Origin of the sequence: Nonomuraea deserti (assembly GCF_004348685.1) — a bacterium.
Lineage (GTDB): Bacteria > Actinomycetota > Actinomycetes > Streptosporangiales > Streptosporangiaceae > Nonomuraea > Nonomuraea deserti.
The window spans coordinates 109,509-132,240 of record NZ_SMKO01000006.1; the positions used below are offsets into that span (position 1 = coordinate 109,509).

The 22,732-nt window shown below is 71.7% G+C and carries 24 protein-coding genes; 10 read left to right on the forward strand and 14 right to left on the reverse strand.

What is annotated here, in order from left to right; translation table 11 throughout:
- Nucleotides 1-122: 122 nt before the first annotated feature.
- Nucleotides 123-698 (reverse strand): TetR/AcrR family transcriptional regulator, encoded by a 576-nt coding sequence (locus E1292_RS04400; RefSeq protein WP_132592225.1) that lies wholly within the window; start codon nucleotides 696-698, stop codon nucleotides 123-125.
- Between the two features lie 98 nt (nucleotides 699-796).
- Between E1292_RS04400 and E1292_RS04405 the strand changes: the two genes are divergently transcribed.
- A complete protein-coding gene (locus E1292_RS04405) occupies nucleotides 797-1,693 on the forward strand; it encodes an SDR family oxidoreductase (protein ID WP_132592227.1) in 897 nt (298 codons plus the stop codon).
- A gap of 43 nt (nucleotides 1,694-1,736) precedes the next feature.
- Here E1292_RS04405 and E1292_RS04410 read toward each other — a convergent pair whose 3' ends face one another.
- Nucleotides 1,737-2,120, reverse strand: a complete 384-nt coding sequence (locus E1292_RS04410) for a winged helix-turn-helix transcriptional regulator (RefSeq protein WP_132592229.1) — start codon at nucleotides 2,118-2,120, stop codon at nucleotides 1,737-1,739.
- Nucleotides 2,121-2,261: 141 nt separating this feature from the next.
- Between E1292_RS04410 and E1292_RS04415 the strand changes: the two genes are divergently transcribed.
- Both E1292_RS04415 and E1292_RS04420 read left to right on the forward strand, forming a co-directional pair.
- On the forward strand, nucleotides 2,262-2,669 hold the full coding sequence (locus E1292_RS04415) for a RidA family protein (protein ID WP_132592231.1): 408 nt from the start codon (nucleotides 2,262-2,264) through the stop codon (nucleotides 2,667-2,669).
- 149 nt (nucleotides 2,670-2,818) lie between these two features.
- The gene (locus tag E1292_RS04420; RefSeq protein ID WP_132592233.1) at nucleotides 2,819-3,475 is read left to right on the forward strand and encodes an alpha/beta fold hydrolase; all 657 of its coding nucleotides are present in this window, start codon (nucleotides 2,819-2,821) and stop codon (nucleotides 3,473-3,475) included.
- A 33-nt stretch (nucleotides 3,476-3,508) separates the two neighbouring features.
- On the opposite strand, the gene E1292_RS04425 is transcribed toward E1292_RS04420, so the two are convergent.
- Both E1292_RS04425 and E1292_RS04430 read right to left on the reverse strand, forming a co-directional pair.
- Nucleotides 3,509-4,162, reverse strand: a complete 654-nt coding sequence (locus tag E1292_RS04425; protein ID WP_132592235.1) for a response regulator transcription factor — start codon at nucleotides 4,160-4,162, stop codon at nucleotides 3,509-3,511.
- Nucleotides 4,150-5,280 carry a sensor histidine kinase gene (locus E1292_RS04430; RefSeq protein WP_246089919.1) on the reverse strand — a complete coding sequence of 377 codons (1,131 nt, stop codon included), beginning with the start codon at nucleotides 5,278-5,280 and terminating at the stop codon, nucleotides 4,150-4,152. The genes E1292_RS04425 and E1292_RS04430 overlap by 13 nt, the downstream gene beginning before the upstream one ends.
- A 130-nt stretch (nucleotides 5,281-5,410) precedes the next feature.
- Here E1292_RS04430 and E1292_RS04435 point away from each other — a divergent pair, with 130 nt between their 5' ends.
- The 3 genes from E1292_RS04435 to E1292_RS04445 all read left to right on the forward strand — a co-directional run bounded on the left by E1292_RS04435 (nucleotide 5,411) and on the right by E1292_RS04445 (nucleotide 7,252).
- A complete protein-coding gene (locus tag E1292_RS04435) occupies nucleotides 5,411-5,788 on the forward strand; it encodes a DUF6069 family protein (RefSeq protein ID WP_132592237.1) in 378 nt (125 codons plus the stop codon).
- Nucleotides 5,789-5,880: 92 nt separating this feature from the next.
- Nucleotides 5,881-6,903, forward strand: coding sequence for a GNAT family N-acetyltransferase (locus E1292_RS04440; RefSeq protein ID WP_132592239.1), 1,023 nt, complete (start codon nucleotides 5,881-5,883; stop codon nucleotides 6,901-6,903).
- Between the two features lie 7 nt (nucleotides 6,904-6,910).
- Nucleotides 6,911-7,252 carry an iron chaperone gene (locus E1292_RS04445; protein ID WP_132592241.1) on the forward strand — a complete coding sequence of 114 codons (342 nt, stop codon included), beginning with the start codon at nucleotides 6,911-6,913 and terminating at the stop codon, nucleotides 7,250-7,252.
- A gap of 7 nt (nucleotides 7,253-7,259) precedes the next feature.
- Here E1292_RS04445 and E1292_RS04450 read toward each other — a convergent pair whose 3' ends face one another.
- The 5 genes from E1292_RS04450 to E1292_RS04470 form a co-directional block, all read right to left on the reverse strand.
- The gene (locus E1292_RS04450; protein WP_132592243.1) at nucleotides 7,260-7,706 is read right to left on the reverse strand and encodes a DUF2690 domain-containing protein; all 447 of its coding nucleotides are present in this window, start codon (nucleotides 7,704-7,706) and stop codon (nucleotides 7,260-7,262) included.
- Nucleotides 7,707-7,793: 87 nt separating this feature from the next.
- Nucleotides 7,794-8,171: a hypothetical protein gene (locus tag E1292_RS04455; RefSeq protein ID WP_132592245.1), complete on the reverse strand. Its 378-nt coding sequence runs from the start codon at nucleotides 8,169-8,171 to the stop codon at nucleotides 7,794-7,796.
- Nucleotides 8,172-8,650: 479 nt separating this feature from the next.
- Nucleotides 8,651-9,562 carry an RNA polymerase sigma-70 factor gene (locus E1292_RS04460; protein ID WP_132592247.1) on the reverse strand — a complete coding sequence of 304 codons (912 nt, stop codon included), beginning with the start codon at nucleotides 9,560-9,562 and terminating at the stop codon, nucleotides 8,651-8,653.
- A 114-nt stretch (nucleotides 9,563-9,676) separates the two neighbouring features.
- Nucleotides 9,677-10,870: an NAD(P)/FAD-dependent oxidoreductase gene (locus E1292_RS04465; RefSeq protein ID WP_132592249.1), complete on the reverse strand. Its 1,194-nt coding sequence runs from the start codon at nucleotides 10,868-10,870 to the stop codon at nucleotides 9,677-9,679.
- A 132-nt stretch (nucleotides 10,871-11,002) separates the two neighbouring features.
- Nucleotides 11,003-11,371 carry a DoxX family protein gene (locus E1292_RS04470; protein WP_132592251.1) on the reverse strand — a complete coding sequence of 123 codons (369 nt, stop codon included), beginning with the start codon at nucleotides 11,369-11,371 and terminating at the stop codon, nucleotides 11,003-11,005.
- A gap of 102 nt (nucleotides 11,372-11,473) precedes the next feature.
- Here E1292_RS04470 and E1292_RS04475 point away from each other — a divergent pair, with 102 nt between their 5' ends.
- A complete protein-coding gene (locus E1292_RS04475) occupies nucleotides 11,474-12,082 on the forward strand; it encodes a TetR/AcrR family transcriptional regulator (RefSeq protein ID WP_220446666.1) in 609 nt (202 codons plus the stop codon).
- A 77-nt stretch (nucleotides 12,083-12,159) separates the two neighbouring features.
- Nucleotides 12,160-13,857, forward strand: a complete 1,698-nt coding sequence (locus E1292_RS04480; RefSeq protein WP_165974377.1) for an FAD-dependent monooxygenase — start codon at nucleotides 12,160-12,162, stop codon at nucleotides 13,855-13,857.
- Between the two features lie 187 nt (nucleotides 13,858-14,044).
- Here E1292_RS04480 and E1292_RS04485 read toward each other — a convergent pair whose 3' ends face one another.
- Genes E1292_RS04485 through E1292_RS04495 form a run of 3 tightly spaced genes read right to left on the reverse strand, consistent with a single transcriptional unit; the run spans nucleotide 14,045 to nucleotide 17,204 of the window.
- Nucleotides 14,045-15,439 carry an ABC transporter substrate-binding protein gene (locus E1292_RS04485; protein WP_132592257.1) on the reverse strand — a complete coding sequence of 465 codons (1,395 nt, stop codon included), beginning with the start codon at nucleotides 15,437-15,439 and terminating at the stop codon, nucleotides 14,045-14,047.
- A 26-nt stretch (nucleotides 15,440-15,465) separates the two neighbouring features.
- The gene (locus tag E1292_RS04490; protein ID WP_132592259.1) at nucleotides 15,466-16,302 is read right to left on the reverse strand and encodes a carbohydrate ABC transporter permease; all 837 of its coding nucleotides are present in this window, start codon (nucleotides 16,300-16,302) and stop codon (nucleotides 15,466-15,468) included.
- Nucleotides 16,299-17,204: a carbohydrate ABC transporter permease gene (locus E1292_RS04495; protein WP_132592261.1), complete on the reverse strand. Its 906-nt coding sequence runs from the start codon at nucleotides 17,202-17,204 to the stop codon at nucleotides 16,299-16,301. The genes E1292_RS04490 and E1292_RS04495 overlap by 4 nt, the downstream gene beginning before the upstream one ends.
- Before the next feature lie 389 nt (nucleotides 17,205-17,593).
- On the opposite strand from E1292_RS04495, the gene E1292_RS04500 reads away from it, so the two are divergent.
- Together E1292_RS04500 and E1292_RS04505 are read left to right on the forward strand one after the other, a co-directional pair.
- A complete protein-coding gene (locus E1292_RS04500; RefSeq protein WP_132592263.1) occupies nucleotides 17,594-18,106 on the forward strand; it encodes an RNA polymerase sigma factor in 513 nt (170 codons plus the stop codon).
- A complete protein-coding gene (locus tag E1292_RS04505; protein WP_132592265.1) occupies nucleotides 18,103-19,152 on the forward strand; it encodes a CU044_5270 family protein in 1,050 nt (349 codons plus the stop codon). The genes E1292_RS04500 and E1292_RS04505 overlap by 4 nt, the downstream gene beginning before the upstream one ends.
- A gap of 87 nt (nucleotides 19,153-19,239) precedes the next feature.
- Here the strand turns inward: E1292_RS04505 and E1292_RS04510 are convergent, their stop codons facing one another.
- A complete protein-coding gene (locus E1292_RS04510) occupies nucleotides 19,240-22,224 on the reverse strand; it encodes an FtsX-like permease family protein (protein ID WP_132592267.1) in 2,985 nt (994 codons plus the stop codon).
- A partial coding sequence (locus E1292_RS04515) for an ATP-binding cassette domain-containing protein (RefSeq protein WP_132592269.1) occupies nucleotides 22,221-22,732 on the reverse strand: 512 nt, incomplete at its 5' end. The genes E1292_RS04515 and E1292_RS04510, both read right to left, overlap by 4 nt.

Consider the following 22,732-nt stretch of genomic DNA (forward strand, 5'->3'; position numbering starts at 1 on the left):
AGCCGCCGGAACCCACGCGCCGCCCTCCCTCCGGCGGCACCGCCAGGTGAGGACCGGCCGGGACCGGCACGCTCGAATGCCGCGGCATCGCCGACGACGAAGGATGGGCGGCCTGCGCGCGCTCAGGTTTCGGCACGGGCCAGGTCGCCGATCGCGGCGAACCCTTCGCGCTGCAGCTCGACCAGATCGCGGGTCTCGCCGGGGGCGATCCACCGGGTGAAGCCCGTCTTGAACACCAGAACGACCAGCTCACCGGCCAGGCAGGCGGTCACGTCGGCGACGCCGCGCGCGACGAGCGCGGCGGTCACGGCGTGGGAGAGCTTCGCCAGCTTGAGCAGCTCGCGCTCGCGCAGCTGCTCGTTCGCCATGATGATCTCGTTCCTGGTGCGGGCGTAGTCCCGGCCCCGCTCGTCCTGCAGGGCCCGGCCCCCGGCATCGAGCGCCGCGACGAGCGGGCCGGCGGGCGGCGCCCCCGCCGGGGCGCCGGCGATCGCGTCGACGAAGACCTTCTCCAGCACGCTCTCCCCGGCGAACAGCACCTCGCGCTTGTCCGCGAAATGACGGAAGAACGTGCGCTCGGTCACCCCGGCCCGCACGGCGATCCCGGCCACGGTCGTCGCCTCGAAGCCGTCTTCGGCGAACAGCTCCATCGCCGCCCGTTGCAGACGCTCTGACGCCCCAGGTGCCCAACGTGCCATGTCCGGATCGTAGCCGCAACGAAGGTGATGACAGAGGCTGACATCAGCGCTAGGCTCAGCGATGTCAGCGTCTGACATCACTGGAAAGCGAGCACACCATGCACGTCTTCGTCACCGGCGCGTCCGGGTTCATCGGCCGCGCCGTCGTCGCCGAGCTCATCGCCGCCGGTCACGCCGTGACCGGCCTGGCCCGCTCCGACGCCTCGGCCTCCGTCGTCAAGGACCTCGGGGCGGACGTCCGCCGCGGCGACCTCGACGACCTCGACCAGATCCGCGAGGGCGCGGACGCGGCCGACGGCGTGGTCCACCTCGCGAACAAGCACGACTGGACCCGCCCCGAGGTCTCCAACGGCGCCGAACGGGCCTCGGTGCGGGCCATCAGCGACACGCTCGCCGGGTCCGATCGCCCGTTCGTGCTCGCGAGCGGCCTCGCCATGCCCGGCCTCGGCCGTCCGGCGACAGAGCGGGATCCGAATCCGGCGGTCGGTCCCGACTCACCGCGCGGCGGCGCCGAGAACCTCGCCCTGACCTACGCCGACCGTGGCGTACGCGTCGTCCCCGTCCGCTTCGCCCCAACCGTCCACGGCGAGGAGGACCACGGCTTCATCTCCATCGTCGCGCGGGCCGCCCGGCGACGCGGAGCCTCCGCCTACCCCGGCGAGGGACGCAACCGCTGGCCCGCCGTCCACCGGTCCGACGCCGCCCGCCTGGTCCGGCTCGGGCTCGAGAACGCCCCCGCGGGCACGATCCTGCACGCCGCCGCCGAGGAAGGCGTGCCCGTCCGGCGGATCGCCGAAGCACTCGCCGACCGCCTCGGCGTGCCGGCGACGTCTGTCCCGGCGGAGCGGCTCGCCGACGAGATCCTGTTCGTCGGCCGGTTCCTGTCCGCCGACATCCCCGCCACGAGCACGATCACGTGCGACCTGCTCGGCTGGCGGCCCACCGGCCCCACCCTCCTGGAGGACATCGCCGCAGGCCACTACGACCAGCCCTGACCCCGCCGTCCCGCGTCTCCCACGCGAAGGAGGAGCCGCGCCGTCAGGTGTCGAAGCGGCGGCGGGCGCCCTCGATGTGACCGAGGTACCGGTGGGTCCAGCCGCAGATCAGGTCGACCGTTCCGCGCAGGGCTCGGCCCGGCTCGGTGAGGGTGTACTCGACCCGCGGCGGCACTGTGGGGTGCGCCTTTCGCTCGGCCAGGCCGTTGCGCTCCAGCATGCGCAGATTCTGGGTGAGCATCTTGTGGCTGATGCCCTCGACCTCGTTCCGCAGCTCGCTGAAGCGCAGGGTGCGCTCACCGAGAGCCTCGATGATCAGCAACGCCCACTTGTTGGCGACATCCGAGAAGATCTCCCGTGCCAGGGAGTCGGCGCGCCTCAGGTCCACGTCGTCGCCGGACGAGCCGTTGAACTGCTTGGTCACCATCAGGTTCCCCAGTCACTGAAAAGTGCGTTCTTCCACGTCAGCCGACACTCTCCTATGGTTCCCGGGTAACTGCAAGAGAGCACGGGGGTCCCGGTCCGGCGGATGCGGGCCCACGGGCACCCGGACAAGGGGGCGTACGAAATGGCCATCACCCTGGTGAACCCCAGCGGACTGCCCGAGATCGAGGTCTACCGGCAGGTGTCCGTCGCGTCGGGATCGCGGCTGGTCTTCATCGCCGGGCAGGTCGCCTGGGACGCCGAGGGGACCACGGTCGGCGCGGGCGACCTGACCGCGCAGGTCGAGCAGTGCTACCTCAACATCGCCACCGCCCTGGCCGAGGTCGGCGGTTCCTTCGACGACGTGGCGAAACTGACCGTCCACGTCGTCGACTGGACTTCCGGCAAGATGCCCTCGCTCCTGGAGGGCATCTCGCGGGCGGCCGCGAAGCTGGGGGTCACCCCGGTCCCACCGGCCACCCTGCTGGGGGTCGCGGCGCTGGACGTACCCGACCATCTGGTCGAGATCGAAGCCATCGCGGTCCTCGACTGAGCCACCGACCGCCGATCGAAGGCTCCGAGGAGTTCCTGGCGGCTCACCAGGACATCCGGGGAAAATACACACCGTTATAGACCTTCGCCGAACGGTGACAGGGCGGGCCCGGACGATGAGTTTCCGCGCCGCCGCCGGTCACCACTGTCATGACAACCTTCGCGCTCATCCATGGCGGCGGCGGCAGCGCCTTCGACTGGCACCTGCTCGAAGCCGAGCTCCGCGGCCGCGGGCATGACACGATCGCGGTGAACCTGCCCGTGTCCGATCCGCGGGCGGGGCTCTGGGACTACGCGGATGCCGTCGTCGAGGCGGTCGGCGAGCGCCGGCCCCTCGTGGTGGTGGCTCATTCGTGGGGCGGCTTCGTGGGCCCGCTCGTCTGCGCGCGTGCGGGAGCCGCGGCGCTCGTGCTGGTGACCGCCATGATCCCGAGCCCCGGCGAGGCGCCGGACGACTGGTGGGAGCGCAGCGGCCGAGCCTCGTCAGACATCGACGACGACTACGAGCTCTACCTGCACGACGTTCCGCGCGAGCTGGCCGAGCGGGTGCTGGCCCACGACGGCGCGCTCGCGGAGACGATGAGCATGGAGCGGGCGTGCCGCGAGCCCTGGCCACTGGCCGCCTGGCCGGACGTTCCGACGCGATACCTGCTCTGCCGCGACGATCGGCTGTTCACCCCCGACTTCGTGCGCCGCCATGTCAAGGAGCGGCTCGGCATCACCCCGGACGAGATGCCCGGCAGCCACATGGTGATGTTGTCGCGCCCGGCCGAGCTGGCCGACTATCTGGTCCAGGTCCGGCCGTGAGGCCGGAGACCCGGCCTCACGGGCGGATGCCCGTCAGGTGAGGCCCGCGTCGTGGGCGAGGAGCGCGATCTGGGTGCGGTTGCCCAGGTCGAGCTTGGTCAGGATGCTGGAGACGTGGGCCTTCACCGTCGTGATGCCCATGGCGAGGTCGGCGGCGATGTCGGCGTTCGTCCTGCCCCGGCCGATCGCCAGCGCCACCTCCTGCTCGCGCGGGGTGAGGGCGGCCAGCGCGGCGCGGGCCCGCTCGTACGCCCCGGCCTGGGCGACGGTGCGGTCCATCAACCGCCTGGTGATGCCCGGGGACAGGATCGGGTCACCCGCCGCGACCCGCGTGATCGCCTCCACGATCTGCGGTGGCGAGGTGTCCTTGAGCAGGAACCCGGCGGCACCGGCGCGCAGCGCGTGCAGGACGTTCTCGTCGGTGTCGAACGTGGTCAGCACGATCACCTCGGGCGGCCGGGCGCGGGCACGCAGCCGGCGGGTCGCGGTGATGCCGTCCACGCGGGGCATGCGCAGATCCATCAGGACGACGTCGGGGGCGTGGGCGTCGGTCGCGGCGATGGCCTCCTGGCCGTCGCCCGCCTCGGCGACGACGGTGATGCCGGCCGCGCCGTCGAGCATCATGGAAAGGCCGGCGCGGACCAGGGCGTCGTCGTCTACCAGGAGCACGCGGATCACGCCGGCCATGGTAGCCGGGCCTGGAGCCGGAACTCTCCCCCGGTGCTCTGGTGGTCCAGCTGCCCGCCGGCCAGGCGTACCCGCTCGGTGAGCCCGACCAGGCCGAGCCCGCTGCCCGGCGCGAGGGGGGCCGCGTCCGCCGGGGGCAGCGGGTTGCGTATGTCGATCAGCAGGGGCGTGCCGGGGGCGCCGCGCAGCAGCACCTCGATCGGCTGGCCCGGGGCGTGTTTGCGGGCGTTGGTCAGCCCTTCCTGCACGACGCGGTACGCGGTCTGCGACGCGGCCGCCGGCAGGGCGGCGACGTCGGTGACCTCCTCGTGGAGCCGTACCGCCTGGTCGGCCCGCCGGGCGTCGGTGATCAGGCCGGGCAGGTCGGCCAGGTCCGGCCGGGGCCGCAGCTCGTCCGGCTGGTCGTCCTGCTCGCGGAGCAGGCCGATCACCTGGCGCAGCTCCTCCAGCGCCTGGTGCACGCCGGCGCGGATCACCCCGGCGGCCCGGGCGAGCTGTTCAGGGGAGGAGTCGGGACGGAATTCCAGGGCCCCCGCGTGGGTGGCCACCAGGGAGAGGCGGTGGGCCAGCACGTCGTGCATGTCTCTGGCGAGCCGGCGGCGTTCGGCCATGCGGGCCTCGGCGATCCGCCTGCCCTGCTCGGCCTCGGCGCGGCGGGCGCGTTCGCGCAGGGACTCCAGCAGGGCGCGGCGGGAGCGGGCGAGCGCGCCCCAGCCGAGCAGCGCGCCGTAAGCGACGCAGATCAGCAGCAGCCACCAGCCGAAGGAGATGCCGGAGTTCGGCCGCCACAGCCCCTGGACCACGTGGGCCGCGATGCCCGCCCCCGTCACCGCCGCCGCGACGGGGAACCGCCTGCGCTGGGCCACCTGCAGCGCCCCCATCGAAGCCGCGGGCGTGGCCACCGGGGAGAGCGTGGCCAGGAGGGTGGCCGCCAGCGCCCCGGAGGCCGGCCAGCGCAGCTGGGCGAGCGCGGCGGCCAGGCTCACCGCCGCGACCGCGAGGTCCAGCCCCCAGGTGGGCCGGCCCGCCAGGCTCCACAACGACACCGCGGTCAGCGCGCCCATCACGCTGAGCACGCCGGCGACCGCGACCAGGTGCGGGGGTCGAATCTCGTTCACCGGCCCAGGCTAATCTCCGGTACGGCGGAGCCATCACCTACCAAAGTCGGACCCGTGCCCCACCGGTGAAGGAGATGGTGCGACCGCGCGCCCGATGTGGCGGACCGGGCCGGCGGGCGAGGCTGACGGCATGAACATCTCCGTCAGAAGACTTCTGCTCACCGTGATCGGCGCCCCCGCGGCCGCCATGTCCGTCTGGGCCGTGGCGGTACCGGTGGCAGGAACGGCGCTGACCGTGCGGACGGGCGCCGCCACGCAGCAGGTGGGGCCGGTGGCGATCGTGGTGGCGAGCATCGTGGCCGGGCTCGCCGGCTGGGGGCTGCTGGCCGTTCTCGAGCGGTTCGTGTCCCGGCCCGGCCGCGTATGGGCGATCGTCGCGCTGGCCGTGCTCGCCCTGTCCCTCTTCGGGCCGGTCGGCAGCGCCGTCGGTGCCGCGGCGACGCTGGTGCTGATCCTGTTGCACCTGGTCGTCGGCACCGTGCTCGTTCCGGGGCTGGCGCGGCGCTGAACGCTCCCGCGGGTCCCGCCGGCGGAAAACGAGTTTCCGTCGCGCCGGCCACGGCCTACGCTCGACGGCACCAGGCACGAGGAGGTCCGGCGATGAGCGGCGGGTTCGCATCGCCGGAGCCGCTGCCCGGCTACCTCTTCCGGCCCTGTGCGGGCGGCGACGACCACGGCGCGATGGCCGCCGTGCGGCGGGGCTGCGCGGCACGGGATCGGATCGACGCGCGGTCGGTGGTCGAGGGACTCCCCACAGCAGCCGAGATCGCGGACTCCTGCGCGGCGCTGACCAGCGCGTCCGACAACCAGGTCCTGGTGGAGCACGACGGTGACGTCGTCGGCTATACGTCGATCACGTGGTGGGAGGAGCAGGACGGCACGTGGCTGTACCTGCACCGTGGCCACCTGCTGCCCGGCCACCGAGGCCGAGGCGTGGGCTCGGCCATGCTCGATTGGGCCGAGACCCGTATCCGCCGGCTCGTTCGAGAGCACGGCACCACGCGGACGGCCGTGTTCGGCGCCAACGCCACGGCTCATGAGCTCGAGGCGACGGCGTTGCTCCTCGACGCCGGGTACCGGCGTGTCTTCAGCCTGGTGGAGCTGGATCTGCCGGACCTGCGTCACCTGCCCGGCGGCAGGCGCGTGCCCGGTGGCATCCGGCTCGGCGCCGTCGGACCGGACAGCTTCCACGCGGCATGGCGGACCGTGGTCGACGCGTACGCGGATGCCGACTTCACCGAGAGGTGGACGTTCGAGGGCTTCCTCGCCACGGCCGACCCGGCCTGCTGGCGGGGCGCCTGGGCCGGGGACCGCATGGTCGGCGTCGCCCTGTGCTCCGTCCGCCGGCGGGACCAGGCAGCGGTGGGCGAAGTGGAGGAGCTGAGCGTCCGGGCCGGGTCGAGACGTCAGGGACTCGGCCGGGCCCTGCTGCTGGACGGGTTGCGGTGCCTGCGGGAGCACGGAGCCGAGACCGCCCGGTTGTACACCGGCACGTCGAACCCGTACCGCTCGTACGACCTCTACGAGAGCGCGGGCTTCCGGCGCCAGACCGAGCACGTCCGCTATCGCAAGCCGATCGACCACCTGCCGGGGTCCGGACAGCCTCGCGAGGTTCGGCGATGATGGGACCATGGACAACGCGGTTCGTGACTACATCGACGCGATCGACCCCGCGTACCGGCCGCTGTTCGACCGGCTGCACCGCCTGATCCTGGAGGTGTGTCCCGACGCCGCCGTGGTGCTGTCCTACAGGATGCCCACCTACCAGGTCGGGCGTCGCCGCCTCCACGTCGGCGTGTGGCGGCACGGCGTGTCCCTCTACGGCTGGGGCCAGGACCGCGTCACTGACTTCGTCGCCCGCCATCCGCAGCTCCAGACCAGCAAGGGAACCATCCGGATGCGTCCCGCCGATGCCGCCGTCATCACCGACGACGAGCTCCGCGACCTGATCCGCGCCGCGCTGGACGTCTGAAGCCGCCTCAGCCGCAGGCCTTCCCCGTGGTGCCGCTGCCCTTGTTGGCGCGGCCGATCCCGTTCGTCACGCTGCCCGTGGCCTTGGCGCAGACGCCGCTGGGGGCGTAGACCATGTTGCCCCAGTGGTGGCCGCCGTTGCCGGCGCGGTAGGTGAACGACCTGCTCTTGGAGCTGGTGGAGACCGTGATCTGGCCGGTCGCGTGCTTGGACACCCTCGCCTCGCCCCAGTTGGTGCCGCAGCGGCGGGAGTAGTAGAGCCGGATCGTGCCCAGGCTGTCACCGACCTCGTTCTTCAGCGAGGCCTTCTTCCCGGTGTACACCTTGGAGGCGGCACACCCGCTCCTGTAGGGGTCCTTCCCGTCGTACGGGTGGGCGCTGGCCGGTCCCGCGGTCAGCAGGAGTGTCGAGATCGCCGTGACGGACACCGCAGCCGCTGCTACGTGGAGCTTCATGTCGGATCGACTCCTTATGGTGAGGCGGGCGTGGGATCGCCCGAGGTTCTTGTGGTGGTGGTTCGCCGGGATGGCGGCGCCCGGGGATCAGCAGTCCTTGCTGATGTTGGTGAGGTTCTCGGCCAGGCCCTTGCGGAACTTCTTCTTGCCCTTGGTCCCGCCGTTCGTGGCGAGGCACTCCGTCCTCGTCCCTGCGGGGCCTTTGAAGTGCAGCTTGGCGTACACCCGGTGGGAGCAGTGGTTGTTGAAGTAGACCGTCGTGGAGGAGTTGCCGTTCGTCCAGGAGTAGTTGGTCTTCTTCCCGCTGGGCTTGATGCAGGCGGTGCTGTCCCGCTGGGCGGCCACGGCCGTCGCGGTGGTGACCGTCCCCGCCGTCCCCGCCGTGGCGGCCGTGGCGGGTGCGGACAGCAGCGCCAGTGCGGCGCCGCAACCCGCCAGGACCGGGGTCAGCTTCTTGCCATTCAATTTCTCGTCCTTTCTCTCCACGCGAAAACGAACATTGACGGAATCGCTTTCGGCCAGTACGGCGCAGCACGGAAACAGGCGCCGGGCCGGGCGAAGGGGGGAGTGGTTCCGACTATGCCGGGTACGGTCGGGCGGCGGCAACCGGCATTCGTCTGAGAATTGTCCAAACATTGTCCAGCCGCCGGCTTGGACAATGGAATGGCAGCTCGGCGCTCTGCTGTTCATGCCGGTGGCGCGCCAGGAAAACAGCCGGCTCCGCCGCGGGCATCGGACAATAGCCGCTTGCCGGTGACGGTGGAGAACGCGTTACTCGCGTTTATTCACTTCGGCACGGCACGCGTCGGCACAGGCGACGCCGGCCCGCGGATGCTGTTGGTCGCGTCCTTCGTCATCGATGACCTCTCAGGAGAGGATCGGGTTGGGTCCGGCGGGCAGGACGAGCGTCTGCTCGCGCGCCGGCGTCGGGCGCGGGCCGGTGTTCATCGACGAGTGAGCGGGATCTCGGACCCGACGCGGGTCAGCTTCTCGGGGTTGCGGACGTAGTAGAGGCCGGTGATGCGGGCCTCGTCCTCGAGGCCGTCCTCGACGCTGATCGCCAGCACGCCGTCGAGTTCGCCGTCCAGTCGCAGGACGATTGCCGGGTTGCCGTTGACCACGGTCGGAGCGGTGGTGATCGTGCCTTTGTACCTGCCGATACCGCCGACGATCAGGCGGCCCACCTTCCGGGCGCCGATGACCGGCTGCAACGCGGCCTGCTTGACCCCGCCGCCGTCGGCCACCAGGACGACCTCAGGGGCGAGCACGTCGAGCAGGCCCTGCAGGTCCCCGGTCTCGACCGCACGCTGGAACGACTCCAGAGCCGCCCGGGTCTTGCTCGCAGACACCGCCTCGCGCGGGCGCCGGGCGCTGACGTGCCGGCGCGCGCGGTGGGCGATCTGGCGGACGGCCGCGGGGCTCTTGCCGACGGCGGCCGCGATCTCGTCGTAGCCGACGTCGAAGACCTCGCGCAGGACGAAGACGGCGCGCTCGGTGGGTGACAGCGTGTCGAGGACGAGCATGAGCGCCATCGACACGCTCTCGGCGAGCTCGGCGTCGTCGGCCACGTCCGGCGCGGTGAGCAGCGGTTCTGGCAGCCAGGGACCGACGTAGGCCTCCTTGCGGCGCGTCATCGTGCGCAGCCGGTTGAGCGACTGCCGGGTCGTGATCTTGACCAGGTAGGCGCGCTGGTCGCGCACCTGACCGAGGTCGGCTCTCATCCACCGCAACCAGGTCTCCTGGAGGACGTCCTCGGCGTCCGCCGCCGACCCGAGCATCTCGTAGGCGACGGTGAAGAGCAGATTGCGATGGGCGACGAAGGCCTCGGTCGCCGGATCAGTGGTGTGGTCGCTCATGCCTCGACTCCTCTCCGTCGTGGCACGCGTTCGCGTGTGTCACCACGGTATGGTCCTCTCGCCGGTAGCCGGCCGGCCGCCCCGGCGGCCGGACGGGATCGCGAGCGGGACCGTTCAGCGGGTGGCCAGCGCATCGCCGTGCCTGGCCTGGAGCACCTGCCCGCGCTTGGTGTCCTTGGCCCAGCCCGGGAAGTTCAGCGAACCGGGCTTGCGTGCCTGGTGCGCGAGCTGCCAGAGGATGCCCTTGCAGATGGACTCCTTGATCATCGCGCCGGGGCGGCCGCCGATGTGGAGGCCCATCGCGACGTCGTCCCTGTGGGCGAGCTGCATGATGCCGGCCCTGCGCCCCAGGCTGATGCACTGCGAGACGAGCGCCATGGCCAGGGGCGCGGGAGACCCGCCCGCGATCCGGCTGAGCACCGTGTCGGCGGCGTGCGGGCCCAGCTGGACCGCGGCCTGGCAGCTCATCCGGAACGGCAGGTCCGACGGCGCCGCCGCGTCGCCGGCCGCGACGATGCGCGCGTCGTCCACGCTGGTCAACGTCTCGTCCGTACGCAGCCGGCCCAGGGCGTCGGTGCTCAGCCCGCTGCGGACGGCCAGGTCGGGCACGCCGAAGCCGGCCGTCCAGATGGTCACGTCGCTCGGCAGTTCGCGGCCGTCGCCGAGCCGCACGGCGTCAATGGTCACGGCCGTCACCGTCGTGCCGGGGCCGTCGAGCACGGTGACGCCGAGCTTGGCCAGCTGCCTGGCGACGGAACGCCGCCCCCGCGGGTGCAGGTAGGGGCCGAGCACCCCGCCGCACACCAGGGTCACGGCGCGGCCGGCCTCCGCCAGCTCGGCGGCGGTCTCGATGCCCGTCGGACCGGCTCCCACAACGGTGACCGCGGCCGTGGCGGGCGCGGCGCCGAGGTGCTCCCGCAGCCGCCGCGCCTCCTCCAGAGTGGCGATCGAGTAGGCGAACTCGGCCGCTCCCGGCACATCCGGATCGGCGCTGCCGCTGCCCACCGCGTAGATCAGGTAGTCGTAACCGGCCGTGTCGCCGCTCGCCAGCATCACGCGGCGCCCGGCCGCGTCGATCCGGGTCACGGTGTCGATCACCAGCCCGACGCTCCCGGCCAGAACGTCCCGGTAGTCGGCGACCGCGCCATGGGACCCGCCCACCAGCTGGTGCAGGCGGATCCGCTCGACGAAGCTCGGACGCGGGTTGACCAGGGTCACCGTCACGTCGTCGCGCTGCGTGAGTCGATTGGCGGCCAGGACGCCGGCGTATCCGCCGCCGATCACGACGACCTGGGCGTTCTCGCTCATGGTGCCTCCCTCATGCCAGTGGTGTTCGGCATAGGACACCGCCGGCGCCGGCGTTGTGACCTTGGTGTGAGACAGATCACTCCCTGGAAACGAGGCGGCTCGGGGACGTCGCGGCATCTCCGCCGGTGCTCGTCATGCGGTCGCCAGCAGCACGATCGTGGTCGCGCTGGTGAGCAGTGCCAGCAGTACGGGGGCCGCCGCGTGGGACCGGTGCTGCCGGCGGGAGAAGTCCCTGGCGCGCAGGTGGTAGCCGATGGCCCCCAACAGGAGCAGGGTGAGGCCGCTCGCCGCCGCGACGGCGAGCGGCCGGGCCCATGTGCCCGCGACGAGCCCGAGGGAGCCGGCGATCTCCAGCAGCCCGATCGACCGGGTCATGGCCGGGCCCACGCCGAGGCGCAGCATGTTGGCGCTGACCTGGGGGCGTAGCAGGGTCTTCTGGATGCCGGCGAGGAGGAAGACGAGAGCGACCAGCGCGCTCAGGATGATCGCCGTGACGGACATGGGATGCCTCTCTCATAGAAAACGAACGTTCTTTCACTATGGTGAGAGCGATCGAGTTGTCAAGGACGAATGTTCGTTCTACCTTGAGGTTCCATGGCCCGCATGCCCAAAGAACACCTGGAGGCCCGGCGCCGCCAGATCCTCGACGCCGCCCGGCAGTGCTTCATCCGCAACGGCTTTCACGCCACGTCCATGCAGGACATCCTGGCCGAGGCCGACCTGTCGGCGGGCGCCGTCTACCGGTACTTCAAGAGCAAGGACGACATCATCGCGGCGACCGCCTCCGAGGCCCTCGCCGAGTTGGCCGCGGCGTTCGAGGCGGACGAGTCGGCCGCACCGCCCGGCCTGGACGACATCGTCGACGTCGTGCTGCAGGTGGACCGCCCGCCGCTGTCCGGCTCGCGGGAGTCCGCGCAGTTCCTCGTCCAGGTGTGGGCCGAGGCGCTGCGCTCACCGCTGCTGCGCACGAAGCTCCAGACCGTCATGGAGGAGGCCCGGCGGGTGGTCGGAGGGCTGGTGGCGCGCCATCAGCGGCATGGGCTGCTCTCCGGCGACGTCCCGGCCGAGCAGGTGGCGGAGGTCCTGATGGCGCTGGTGGACGGCTTCCTGGTGTCACGGGCGGTGTACGGCCACGACGGCCCCGCGGACTCGGCGGCCTTCCGCAACGGCCTGCGCGCCCTGATGTCGACGCCGGACCGGGCCGGCGGATAGCGAAAGAACGTTCGCTCTTGACCGTTGGACACGCTTGTGCTGTCCTGAAAGAACGATCGTTCGTTTTTGGAGGAGCAGTGACCGTCGGAGAAGACGTCCTCATCGTCGGCGCGGGGCCGACCGGCCTGGTGCTGGCGATCGAGCTGGCCCGCAGAGGAGTGGTGCCTCGCGTCATCGACGCGGGAGCCGCGGACCACCGGGAGAGCCGGGCGGTGTCCATCGTGGCCCGGACCCTCGAAGTCCTCGACGACCTCGGGCTGGCCGAGGACGCCCTCGAACGCGGCATACCGCTGCACGCGCTGAACTTCTACCAGGGCACCACGACGCTCGCCGAGATGGACGTCACGGCCGTGGACTCCCCGTTCCCTTACGACCTGTGCATCCCGCAGTGGCAGACGGTCAGCCTGCTGCGCGAACGTGTGGAGGAGCTCGGAGTCTCCATCGAATGGGGCACCCGCCTGCTGGACCACGAGGCGGGTGAACACCGCGTCACCGTGGACCTCCAGCACGCCGACGGCCGCCGCGAACGCTGCGCGACCAGGTGGTTGATCGGGGCGGACGGCGCGCACAGCACCGTCCGCGAGACGGCCGGCATCGGCAGGCAGCGGGCCGACCTGCAGCGCGCATTCATCCTGGGTGACGTCGCCGCCGACTGGCCGCTGACGCGCGACCGCTTCCACGTCTACTTCGCCCGATCGGGGCTGGTCGCGGTCTTCCCCATGGCGGGGGGCTACTGGCGGATCCTGGCCAACACGGCCGGCACGGCCAACACGGCCGGCACAACCACGGCCGGCACAACCAGCACGGGCGGCACCGCCGGATCGCCGCCGGCGGCACCCGGCCTCGACGACTTCAGCGCCCTGGTCGCCGACCGTACGCCGCTGGACTCGCGCCTGCGCGATCTGCAGTGGAGCTCGTCGTTCGTGGCCCGCGAGAGCCTGGCCGAGCGTCTGCGCGACGGCCGTGTCCTGCTCGTCGGAGACGCCGCGCACAACCACAGCCCGGTGGGCGGGCAGGGCATGAACACCGGCATGCAGGACGCGTACAACCTGGGCTGGAAACTCGCTCTCGTCGTCACCGGCGACGCCGCCGAGACCCTCCTGGACAGTTACCACGCCGAACGCCGGCCCGTGGCCAGGGCCGTGGTCGACGCCACCTCGACCACGACCAAGGTCGTCACCGGCGGCACCCTGGTCGCCCGCAGAGCCAGACGGCACGCGCTGCGGCTGCTCGGCCGGCTCAACCCCGTGCAACAGCGGTTGTCCAACGCCTTCGGCGAGCACCTGGTCCACTACCGCGACAGCCCTCTGGTCTTCCAGCGCTGGACCGAGTCCCCGGCCAGGGCCTGGAACGACCTCGCCGACGCAGGCCCGCAGCCGGGGGACGTGATGCGCGACGTCCACCTCGAAAGGCGCGACGGCCCGGTGGCGCTGCGGCACCTGCTGCGCGGACCGGGGCATCACCTGCTGCTGTTCGCCGCCGACACCACCGACCCCGCCACCCTGGCGGCCTGGCGATCGGCGGCGTGCGCGGCGATGGCCGGGCACGGTGAAGCCCACCTCATCACGCGCGGCCACCTGCCACCCGGCCTGGCCGGCGGCGTCGCCGCGGACCCGCGCAGCCAGGCGCACAACCGCTACGGCGTGCGCCGGCCGAGCCTTTACCTCATCCGCCCGGACAAGTACGTCGGCTACCGGGGTGACAGCGCCGACCTCGCGGCCGTGGACGACTACTTCCTGGCCCTGACCGCCCCGCACGCCGTACGGACGGTTTGATAGAACGGCGGGGATGTCCTGACGGCGGCGGCGTTCCCGCACCGGCGTTGACCGCCGTGGTGCCCGCCGCCTGGTTGCGCGCCGCGGGTGCGGGGACGGTCACGGGCGTCGCGCCCGAGAGCGAAGGCGCGCCTCGGCGAAACGACGTCAGGGGCGGGCGTCCTCCGGTGGGCGCCCGCCCCGGCTGTCACTGCTCGACGTTGGCGTTGTACTTCTGGATGGGCGTCTGCAGCGTGGCGGCGGCGTTCTGCATCGCCTGCTCGGCCGGAGTCCGAGGCTCCTGCCCCGCCCCGGCGGGCACGGCCTGCTCGAGACCGACCTCGGCCGCCTTCCTGGCCTCGGGCATGACGCCGAGGAGGCAGCCCGACGTGGCCGCCGACGGCTGCTGGGCGCGCAGTTGCGTCACCGCGACCTGGAAGTTGGGGTTGTCGTTCGCCTTGGCCTGCGGGTTGACCGGCACGTAGCCGGTCGCCTCGTGCCACTTCGCCTGCTGCTCAGGCGTGTTGGAGAACTTCACGAACTCCCAGGCGGCCCGCTTCTCCGCGTCGGTGTGCCCGACCGCGTTGATCCACAGGGAGGCGCCGCCGATGATCGTGCCACCGCTGGAGGACTCGGACACCTTGGGGAACGGGGCGGTCTTCAGCTCGAACTTGCCCTTCGCGGCCTCGGTGTAGCCGCCGAGGGCGGAGGTCGACTCCAGGTGCAGGGCGATCGTCCCGGTCTTGAACGCGTTCTGGGCCTGGTCGGTCGGCCGGCCGGTGTTGGTGGCGTAGCCCTCCTTCACCAGGTCGCCCAGCCACTGGGCGAACTTGGGCCCGGCGCCGGTGCCGAAGTTCACCTTGGTGGCCAGGCCGTTCCTGCCGTTGCCGTTGTCGCAGTACTCGGCGTTGTCCTGGGCGGTCAGCTGCTCGACGAACCAGCCGTAGAGCGCGGCGTTGAAGCCGAACTGCGTGACCGTGCCGCCCTCCTTGACGGTGAGCTTCTTCGCCCACTCGCCGACCTCGTCGAGCGTGGCCGGCGGCTTGTCCGGGTCGAGCCCGGCCTTCTTCACGGCGTCCGCGTTCATGTAGAGCAGCGGCGCCGAGGAGTTGAACGGCATCGACCAGAGCTTGTTCTTGATCGTGTAGTAGCTGGCGATGTTGGGCTCGATGTTCGCGTTCTGGTCGAACTTGTCCAGCTCGATGAACTTGTACATCGGGACGACCTGCTGGGAGTCGTACATGAACCGCGAGCCGATGTCGTAGATCTGGACCAGCGGGGGCGTGGCCTCCTGCTGTACGGCCTGCTTGTACGCGACGACCATCTGGTCGTAGTCGCCCTTGAAGACCGGCTTCACGGTGATCTTGTCGTTCACCTTCTTGAAGTCGTCCACCATGGCCTTGATGGCGAGCTCGTTCTTCTCCTTCATCGAGTGCCAGAACTCGATCTCGATCGGTTCGGTGATCGCGTCGGCGCCGGGCGCCGTGGCGGCCTCGCCGCCCTCGCCCGAGCCCGCATCGCCACCGCAGCCCGTCAGAGCGAGGGAGAGCGCGGCCGTGACCACCAGCCCGTCGCGCGTACGCCTAAATCGGGGTCGTGCCATCTGGGAACTCCGTTTCTTGTTCACGATTACTTCACCGCGCCTGCGGTGAGGCCGCGGATGATGAAGCGCTGCCCGAAGATCACGAGCACGAGGGTGGGCAGCAGCGCGAGGGTGACCCCGGCCAGGATGAGCGTCGGGCTGGACGATTCGGCGTCGTTCAACATGGACACGCCGATCTGCAGCGTCTTGTACTGGTCGTCGTTGCCGAGGATCAACGGCCAGAAGTACTGGTTCCACGTGGTCATGAACACGTAGACGCCGACGGCGGCGATGGCCGGTTTCGACAGGGGGAGCAGGATCCGCCACAGGAACCGCAGATGGCCGCAGCCGTCCATCACCGCGGCGTCACGCACCTCGATCGGGAACTGGAGGAACGACTGCCGCAGCAGGAACGTGCCGAAGGCGTGGGCGAGGAAGGGCAGCGTGAGCCCGAGGTAGGTGAGCGGCCCCTTGGTCAACCCCAGGTCCGAGATCAGCAGGTAGTTGGGCAGGATGATCGCTTCCCACGGCACCATGAGCGTCACCATGAACAGCGCGAACATCGCCGTCTTGGCCCACATCCGCAGGAACGCGAACGCGTAGGCGGCCAGGACGCTCGACAGGAGCTGGCAGAGGGTGACGATGCCGGTCTGGATCGCCGAGTTGAGGTACTGCCTGGCCAGCGGGATGGTGTCGAGCGCCGAAGAGTAGTTGCCGAGGTCGATCGCCGTCGGGAGGAGCTTCGGCGGATAGCTGGCCAGGTCGCTCGGCGTCATGATGCCGCCGATGAACGCGTAGTAGAGCGGGAAGACCACCGGGAGCGCGCACACGATGAGCACGAGATAGACAACGATCTTGCTCGCGACCGAGGAGGAGGTGCTCATCGGTAGTGGACTCTCCTTTCCAGCACGCCGAACTGGATGCCGGTACACGCGAGGACGACCACCAGGAGCACGATCGCGGCGGCGCTGGCCGTGCCGAAGTCCGACGACCCGTAGCTGAAGGCCTTCTCGTAGATCCAGTAGACCAGCGTGGACGTCGCCCCGTCGGGGCCGCCCTTGGTGAGGATGTGGATCTGGCCGAAGCTCTGCAGCGCGTGGATCGTGGAGATCACGATGAGGAAGAAGAGCTGCGGGGAGAGCATGGGCACGGTGATCCGGCTGTGCAGCCGCCATCCCGTCGCGCCGTCGAGCCTGGCGGCCTCCACCACCTCCGCGGGGATCGCGCCGACCCCCGCGGAGAGCACGAGGACGTTGTAGCCGAGCGTCATCCAGACCGTGGTGATCGAGATCGAGATCAGCGCCAGGTCCGGCTCGGTCAGCCAGCCGATCCGGTCGACGCCGACGTAGCTGAGGATGCCGTTGGCCATGCCCACGGCGGGGTTGTAGATGAGGGCGAAGATCACCGACGCGGTGGCCACGGAGAAGGCGAACGGCAGCGCGAACACCGTACGGAACATCCTCTGCCCGCTGATCCGCGACTCCAGCAGCAGGACGACCACGAGCGCGCCGACGACCGCCGGAACCACGGTGAAGAGGGCGAATAACGCTGTGGTCCCCAGCGCCTTGAAGAAGCCCGGGTCGCTGAACATGCCCGCGAAGTTGTCCAGCCCGACGAACTTGTTGGCCCGCCCGATGATGTCGGTCCCCATCGTGGACAGGTAGAACGTCCTGCCCAGCGGATAGAAGACGAAGATGGCAAAAATGATCAGCGAGGGCGCCAGATAGAGCAACGACAACCGATGCTCGCCCGTCGGTCCCCGTTGCCTGATGGTGCGAGCTTCCATCGTCGCGCAGTCCCACTTTCGTTGACCTGGTGTTTCCTTGTGCTCGCTGGATTCTGCCGACTAAGGCCCCATTTCGGTAGCCCTGCTCACTGAAGCGCATGATGAACGTTCGCGGAACGTTATCCAGGCAACACCGCCCGCCGTCAGGCAGGAAGGGGCAGCCCATCGACCGGACCACCGGACGCGCGTCGCTCAACCCCGAACCGCATCGACGAGATGGACCCGCCCGGCGGGGCCCGTCCACCGACCGGGCCGCCTCTCCTAGGTGGTCTGAGCGGTGGTTCCGGTCCGCGGCGGACGGCGCTGGTGCTCACAACGATCTGCAACAGGCTGCAAGGTGCCGGACATTTACCTAGGTGTCCGGCACCTACTTTCGGCAGGGAGACTCTGTGACATACCGGGACCGCTTCGAGGCGGTCTATGACGCGTACTACCCGGCGATACATCAGTACGCCGCCCGCCGCGCCCAGTCCCCCGATGACACGGCCGACGTCATCTCGGAGACGTTCCTGACGGCCTGGCGGCGCATCGGCGACGTGCCCGAGGGCGAGGAGGCGCTGCTGTGGCTTTACGGGGTGGCCCGCCGCGTGCTGGCCAACCAGCAGCGCGGAGCTTCCCGCCGGGCCGTGCTCGCCGAACGGCTGCGTACCGAACTGGCGGCCGACCGGCCGGTCAGACCGGTCGACCTGGACCATGTCCGCACCGCGTTCGACGCGTTGCCGGAACGCGACCGCGAAGTCCTGGCGCTGGCCTGCTGGGAGGGCCTGACCAGCGAACGGATCGCCAAAGTCGTGGGATGTACGGCTATCGCCGCTCGTACCCGGTTGCATCGGGCGCGCAAGCGGCTGGCGGCGGCGCTGGAACGGCAGGCGTCCTTGACGATCGCGATGGAGGAAGCATGAGTGACATCGAGCACCTGGTAAGGGCCATCGACCCGGCACCGCACGCGCCGGATCAGGGGCCTGGCGCGCGCGAACTGCGCGCGGCGATCATGGCGAGCACGTCGGGCCCGCCGCATCGGACGGCCCGGCGGCGCCTGCCGTGGCGGGCCGGCGCGATCGGGCTCGTCGCGGCCGCCGCCGCGACGGCCGTCTTCCTCGATCAGGCGGCCACCGCCCCGTCGCCGGCTCCCCCCGCAGCGACCGGCGACACCTCCCTGTCGGGCACCTCGATCCTGCTGGCGGCCGCCGCCAAGGCCGAAGCCGCCCCCGAAGGCTCCTACTGGCACCTCAAGGAGCTGAACGTGGGGTCGTCGAGGCCGTACGGCAAGGACGGCGACACCTACCAGCTGGAGATCTCCAACCTCTCGGAGCAGTGGGTGGGCGCCGACGGCGGCCACTGGATCGGCCGCAGGCAGCTGGCCGCGCGCCCTCGGGACGTCGCGGCATGGCGCCGTGACGGCTCGCCGGCCGAATGGGAGATGGGGCCGGACGGCGGCGTCTACTCGACCTCGCCGGGCGAGGGCACGCTCACCCGGCTCAAGGGCGACCAGAAGCTCTACTGGAGTGCCAGGGCCATGACTCTGGAGCAGATCGCGGAACTGCCCGCCGACCCCGAAGCGCTGAAGAAGCGGGCCGCCGAGGCGATCCGCAGCGACGAGGACTTCGCCGGCTCGGTGGAGCACGGCCTGCCGCACACTCTGGCCTCGCTCCTGTACGCGCTGCCCGCCTCCCCGCAGGTGCGCGGCGCCGCCTACGAGGCGCTGGCGACGCTGCCCACGGTGCGGGTCGAAGGCCGCACCACCGACCCGCGGGGACGGGAGGGCGTCGCCGTGACCTTCCCGATCCAGGAGGGCCGGCCCACGCAGGGCAGGCTCGTCATCGATCCCGACACCTCCAAGGTGCTGGCATCCGAAGTCACCGGCATGCCGCAGAAGGACGACCGGGTCACCGTGGTGCTGGAGTCCGGCTGGACCGACACCGAGCCGTCCCCGCCCTCCACCGAGTGATGGCACACCGCCCCCGGCGGTGCCCGGGGGCGGTCCGGTGGGGCCCTCAGGCGGGGCGGTCAGGCGGGACCGGTCAGGCGCAACCGGTCAGGCGGGGGCGTCGCGCAGGCGCTCCACGCGGATGCCGCGCAGCAGCAGCTCCGACACGACCAACGCGGCCAGCAGGCTGATCAGGAGAGCGGCGCCGGCGACGAGGGCGACGGGCACCGCCGCGACCTCGTGCGGCAGCGGCGGCGTGACGGGCGGCGAGGTGAACTGCGGGATCCTGCCGAGCGCCACCCGCGCCGCCACCAGTCCGGCCAGCAAGCCCGCCAGGGTGCCCGCCGCAATCGTGATCACCTGCTCCAGCAGGAGCGCCACCCGCAGCGCCGCCACCTTGGCACCCGACGCCTCCAGCGCGGCCAGCTCGTACCCGCGCCTCCTCGCCGACGTGTAGAGCGCGAGCACGGTGCGCCCGAGCGCCAGCGCCGCCGCCGCCAGCGCGGACGCCAGCAGCAGCAACAGCGCCAGCCCCGGGCCCTGCCCGGCGAACGACGCGGTCAGGTCGGCCACGTGCCGCCGCGACACCACCGACAATCCCTGCCGCTCCAGGTCCCGCTCCAGCGCCGCCGTGTCGGTCAGGCCGGTCCACACCTGGTATGCGGCCTTCTCGTGGACCCCGTACGCCATCCGGTCGGCCTGCTCCAGGTTCATCAGGACGCCCACGTCGGTCAGGCCGGGCGCGGCGGCGGACGCGACGACGGTGCGCACCGGGCCCGCGTAGGCGTTGTCGAGCCCCGGCACCACGCGGGTGCCGATGTGCCCGACCGCGACCGCAGGGGGCCGCGGGTCGTACGTGGCGGGGCGCAGCGTCTGGTTGTCGACCATGGTGATCGCGAACGTGCCGTCGCGCCGGCCCGGGTTGGCATCCCATCGCGGCATGGCCAAGGAGCGCCAGCGGCCCTGCTCGCGTACCGCCATCCCGGTGACGGTCACCCGTACGAACGCGGGCTCCTCGAACTGCTCGGGCGGGACCGGCTGCCCGCGGAAGGCGCGCAGCTCGCACCGAGCCCGCCGGCAGGCGGGCGGCAGGTTCCATTCGTGCACGCCGGAGCGTCCGGCGAGCTCGCCGAGCGGGAGCTGGGCGGGCCGCAACTGCCCGGGCACCCGGAACGTGACGAACAGCTTCATCGTCCAGCCCTTGGGCGGCCGGTCGTGCGCCACCTCGGCGCGGAACCTGTCGCCGCGCACCCACACCCGCGGCTCGGCCGGGGTCGGCAGCTTGGCGGCGGCCTGGGCCAGGGACGCGCCGCCCGCCAGGTCGGGCCGCCAGGCCGCGCCCACGGCGGCCAGCCGCCGCGGGTCCGAGGCGATCAGCTGCGGCGGACCCGGCACCTTGATCACCGGCGCGGCGGTCCTGCCGCCGGGGTCGGCGGCGGCCACGGCGGCGATCAGCCTGCTCGGCTCGACCGGCCGGACCGTGATCGCGGTGGCCGCGCCGTTGTGGAAGCGCGCCGTCTCCGCGTAGTCGCCCGACGTGGCGCTCCACGCCGACACCGCGAACGTGGCCAGCCCGAACGCCGCTCCCAGCACGATCACGCTGCCCGCCGCCACCGGCCCCCTGGCCACCTGCCGCAGCGCCAGGAACGGCCCGAGCCCGCCGCGCCGCCTGGTGACCGCGAACAGCCGCCTGGTCAGCACCGGCAGCGCCCGGGCGGCCAGCAGCGCCACGCCCAGCGCGACCAGCCCGGGCACCGCCAGCGCGCCCGAGCTGCGTCCCGACACGTCCGTGATCAGGCCGGTGGCCAGTAGCTCGACCAGGCCCACCGCGGTGACCGCGAGCACCACGGCGTCCAGCACCCAGCCGTGGGCCGTACGGCGGGGCGTGCGCCGCCACTCCTCGGTGACCGGCCGCGTCGCCGTACGCCAGGCGGCCATCGCCGCCGCGAGCACGCCGCCCAGCATCGCCGCGACGCCGGCCAGCGCCGCTTCCGGCGGGAAGGTCACCGGGATGCCCGCGGGCAGCAGCGTGCCGATCATCACGCCCGCCGCGGCATGCCCGGGCAGCAGCCCGAGCGGCACGGCGGCGGCGAGCAGCAGCAGCGGCTCGGCCAGCGCGAACAGCCACACCCGCGCCCGCCCGTGCCCGCGCAGCCGGGCCAGCGCGATCTCCGCGCCGCGCGCCCTGACCAGGTCGCCCACGGTCTGGAAGAGCAACATCCAGCCGAGAGCCACCACCTGCGCGATCACCAGGAGCGTCGGCACGCCCAGCGCGCCGGTGCCCGCGGTCATGGTCCTGACCGTGTCGGCCACCCGGGAGAACACGATGTCGCCCGAGTTCCGGCCCGCGAACTCGGCGGCGGCCTGCATCGCGGCCAGTTTCGCGAGGTCGGTCCCCTCCAGCCGGTCCGCGACGACGGAGACGACGGCGTAGTCGGTCCAGCCGCCCTCGTCCCCCTGCCCGCCGGAGACGTTGTACGTCTCCAGCCGGGTCTCCGGCACGGTGAACAGCGCGTCAGCCTTGTCCTGGCCCGGCTCCCCCGAAGGGGAGAACAACGTCCTGCCGAACCAGAACGGGTCGCCGGCCGGCCCCGGCCGGTAGATCCCGACCACGGTGAGCGACGCCGGTTTCCGCCCGGTGGGGGTGTACTCGACGTCCACCACGGCCGACAACCTGATCTTCTCCCCCACCTCGAACCCCGACGCCTGGCTGGCCATCACCTCCTTGGCCGCGTCCGGGCAGCCGCCCTCGACCAGCGGCAGGTGTTCGCACTGGCCGTCCTGCCAGACCAGCGAGAACGCGCGCCGGTCCCCCGGCCGGCCGCTGGTCGCCTCCATCCCGAGCACCGGCGGGCCGGTGAAGTCCGCGCCCGCGGTGAACGCCGCCACCTTGGCCTCGATGCCGCCCTGCGTGGTCGTGTACCGCCAGCCGCGCCCCTCCAGCGGCGCGGCCTTCACCGCGTCCCTGGCGATCGTCGTACGGGCGGCCGCCGAGTAGATCGGCCCCACGGCCGCCGACGCGATCGGCACGATCGCGATCAGCAGGACGACCAGCGAGAGCGTACGGCGTTCCCAGAGGCCGCGCAGGATCACGGGTCCGCCCTCCTGAGCGCGATGCCGTCGTCGAGCTCCTCGATCCGCGCCATGGAACCGGGCGGCAGCAGGTGATGGTATTCGGGGGGCACCTGAACGGCGCCCTCCCGGCCGACGACCACGAAGTCCTCGCCGCGCCTGCCCTCCGCGCCGACCCGGCCGTCCCTGATCGTCACCGTACGGCTCAGCGCCTCGCTCACCGCGGTGTCGTGCGTGACCACGACCGCGGTCGTGCCGTCGGCCGCGGCGACGTCCTTGATGAGCTCGATCACCCGCGTGCCCGACTCCTCGTCTAGCTGGCTGGTGGGCTCGTCGGCGAGCAGCAGCCTGGGCGCGTTGGCCAGCGCCACGGCCAGGGCGAGGCGCTGCTGCTCGCCGCCGGACATCCGCCCGGCCTGCCGGCCGCCCGCGTCCGCCAGGCCGACCCGGTCCAGCAGGTCGCGGGCACGCCGGCGGGCAGAGCGGCGGGCAGGGTGGCTGACCCGAGGGCCGGCGGGGTGGGCGACGC

Coding starts and splice junctions, on each gene's coding strand:
- E1292_RS04470 (WP_132592251.1), bottom strand. CDS start 11,371: ATGTCCGTCACGGCGATCATCCTGAGCGCGCTGGTCGCTCTCGTCTTC.
- E1292_RS04440 (WP_132592239.1), top strand. CDS start 5,881: ATGAGCGGCGGGTTCGCATCGCCGGAGCCGCTGCCCGGCTACCTCTTC.
- E1292_RS04420 (WP_132592233.1), top strand. CDS start 2,819: ATGACAACCTTCGCGCTCATCCATGGCGGCGGCGGCAGCGCCTTCGAC.
- E1292_RS04400 (WP_132592225.1), bottom strand. CDS start 698: ATGGCACGTTGGGCACCTGGGGCGTCAGAGCGTCTGCAACGGGCGGCG.
- E1292_RS04405 (WP_132592227.1), top strand. CDS start 797: ATGCACGTCTTCGTCACCGGCGCGTCCGGGTTCATCGGCCGCGCCGTC.
- E1292_RS04490 (WP_132592259.1), bottom strand. CDS start 16,302: ATGAGCACCTCCTCCTCGGTCGCGAGCAAGATCGTTGTCTATCTCGTG.
- E1292_RS04460 (WP_132592247.1), bottom strand. CDS start 9,562: ATGAGCGACCACACCACTGATCCGGCGACCGAGGCCTTCGTCGCCCAT.
- E1292_RS04435 (WP_132592237.1), top strand. CDS start 5,411: ATGAACATCTCCGTCAGAAGACTTCTGCTCACCGTGATCGGCGCCCCC.
- E1292_RS04505 (WP_132592265.1), top strand. CDS start 18,103: ATGAGTGACATCGAGCACCTGGTAAGGGCCATCGACCCGGCACCGCAC.
- E1292_RS04445 (WP_132592241.1), top strand. CDS start 6,911: ATGGACAACGCGGTTCGTGACTACATCGACGCGATCGACCCCGCGTAC.
- E1292_RS04425 (WP_132592235.1), bottom strand. CDS start 4,162: ATGGCCGGCGTGATCCGCGTGCTCCTGGTAGACGACGACGCCCTGGTC.
- E1292_RS04475 (WP_220446666.1), top strand. CDS start 11,474: ATGCCCAAAGAACACCTGGAGGCCCGGCGCCGCCAGATCCTCGACGCC.
- E1292_RS04410 (WP_132592229.1), bottom strand. CDS start 2,120: ATGGTGACCAAGCAGTTCAACGGCTCGTCCGGCGACGACGTGGACCTG.
- E1292_RS04495 (WP_132592261.1), bottom strand. CDS start 17,204: ATGGAAGCTCGCACCATCAGGCAACGGGGACCGACGGGCGAGCATCGG.
- E1292_RS04450 (WP_132592243.1), bottom strand. CDS start 7,706: ATGAAGCTCCACGTAGCAGCGGCTGCGGTGTCCGTCACGGCGATCTCG.
- E1292_RS04485 (WP_132592257.1), bottom strand. CDS start 15,439: ATGGCACGACCCCGATTTAGGCGTACGCGCGACGGGCTGGTGGTCACG.
- E1292_RS04465 (WP_132592249.1), bottom strand. CDS start 10,870: ATGAGCGAGAACGCCCAGGTCGTCGTGATCGGCGGCGGATACGCCGGC.
- E1292_RS04415 (WP_132592231.1), top strand. CDS start 2,262: ATGGCCATCACCCTGGTGAACCCCAGCGGACTGCCCGAGATCGAGGTC.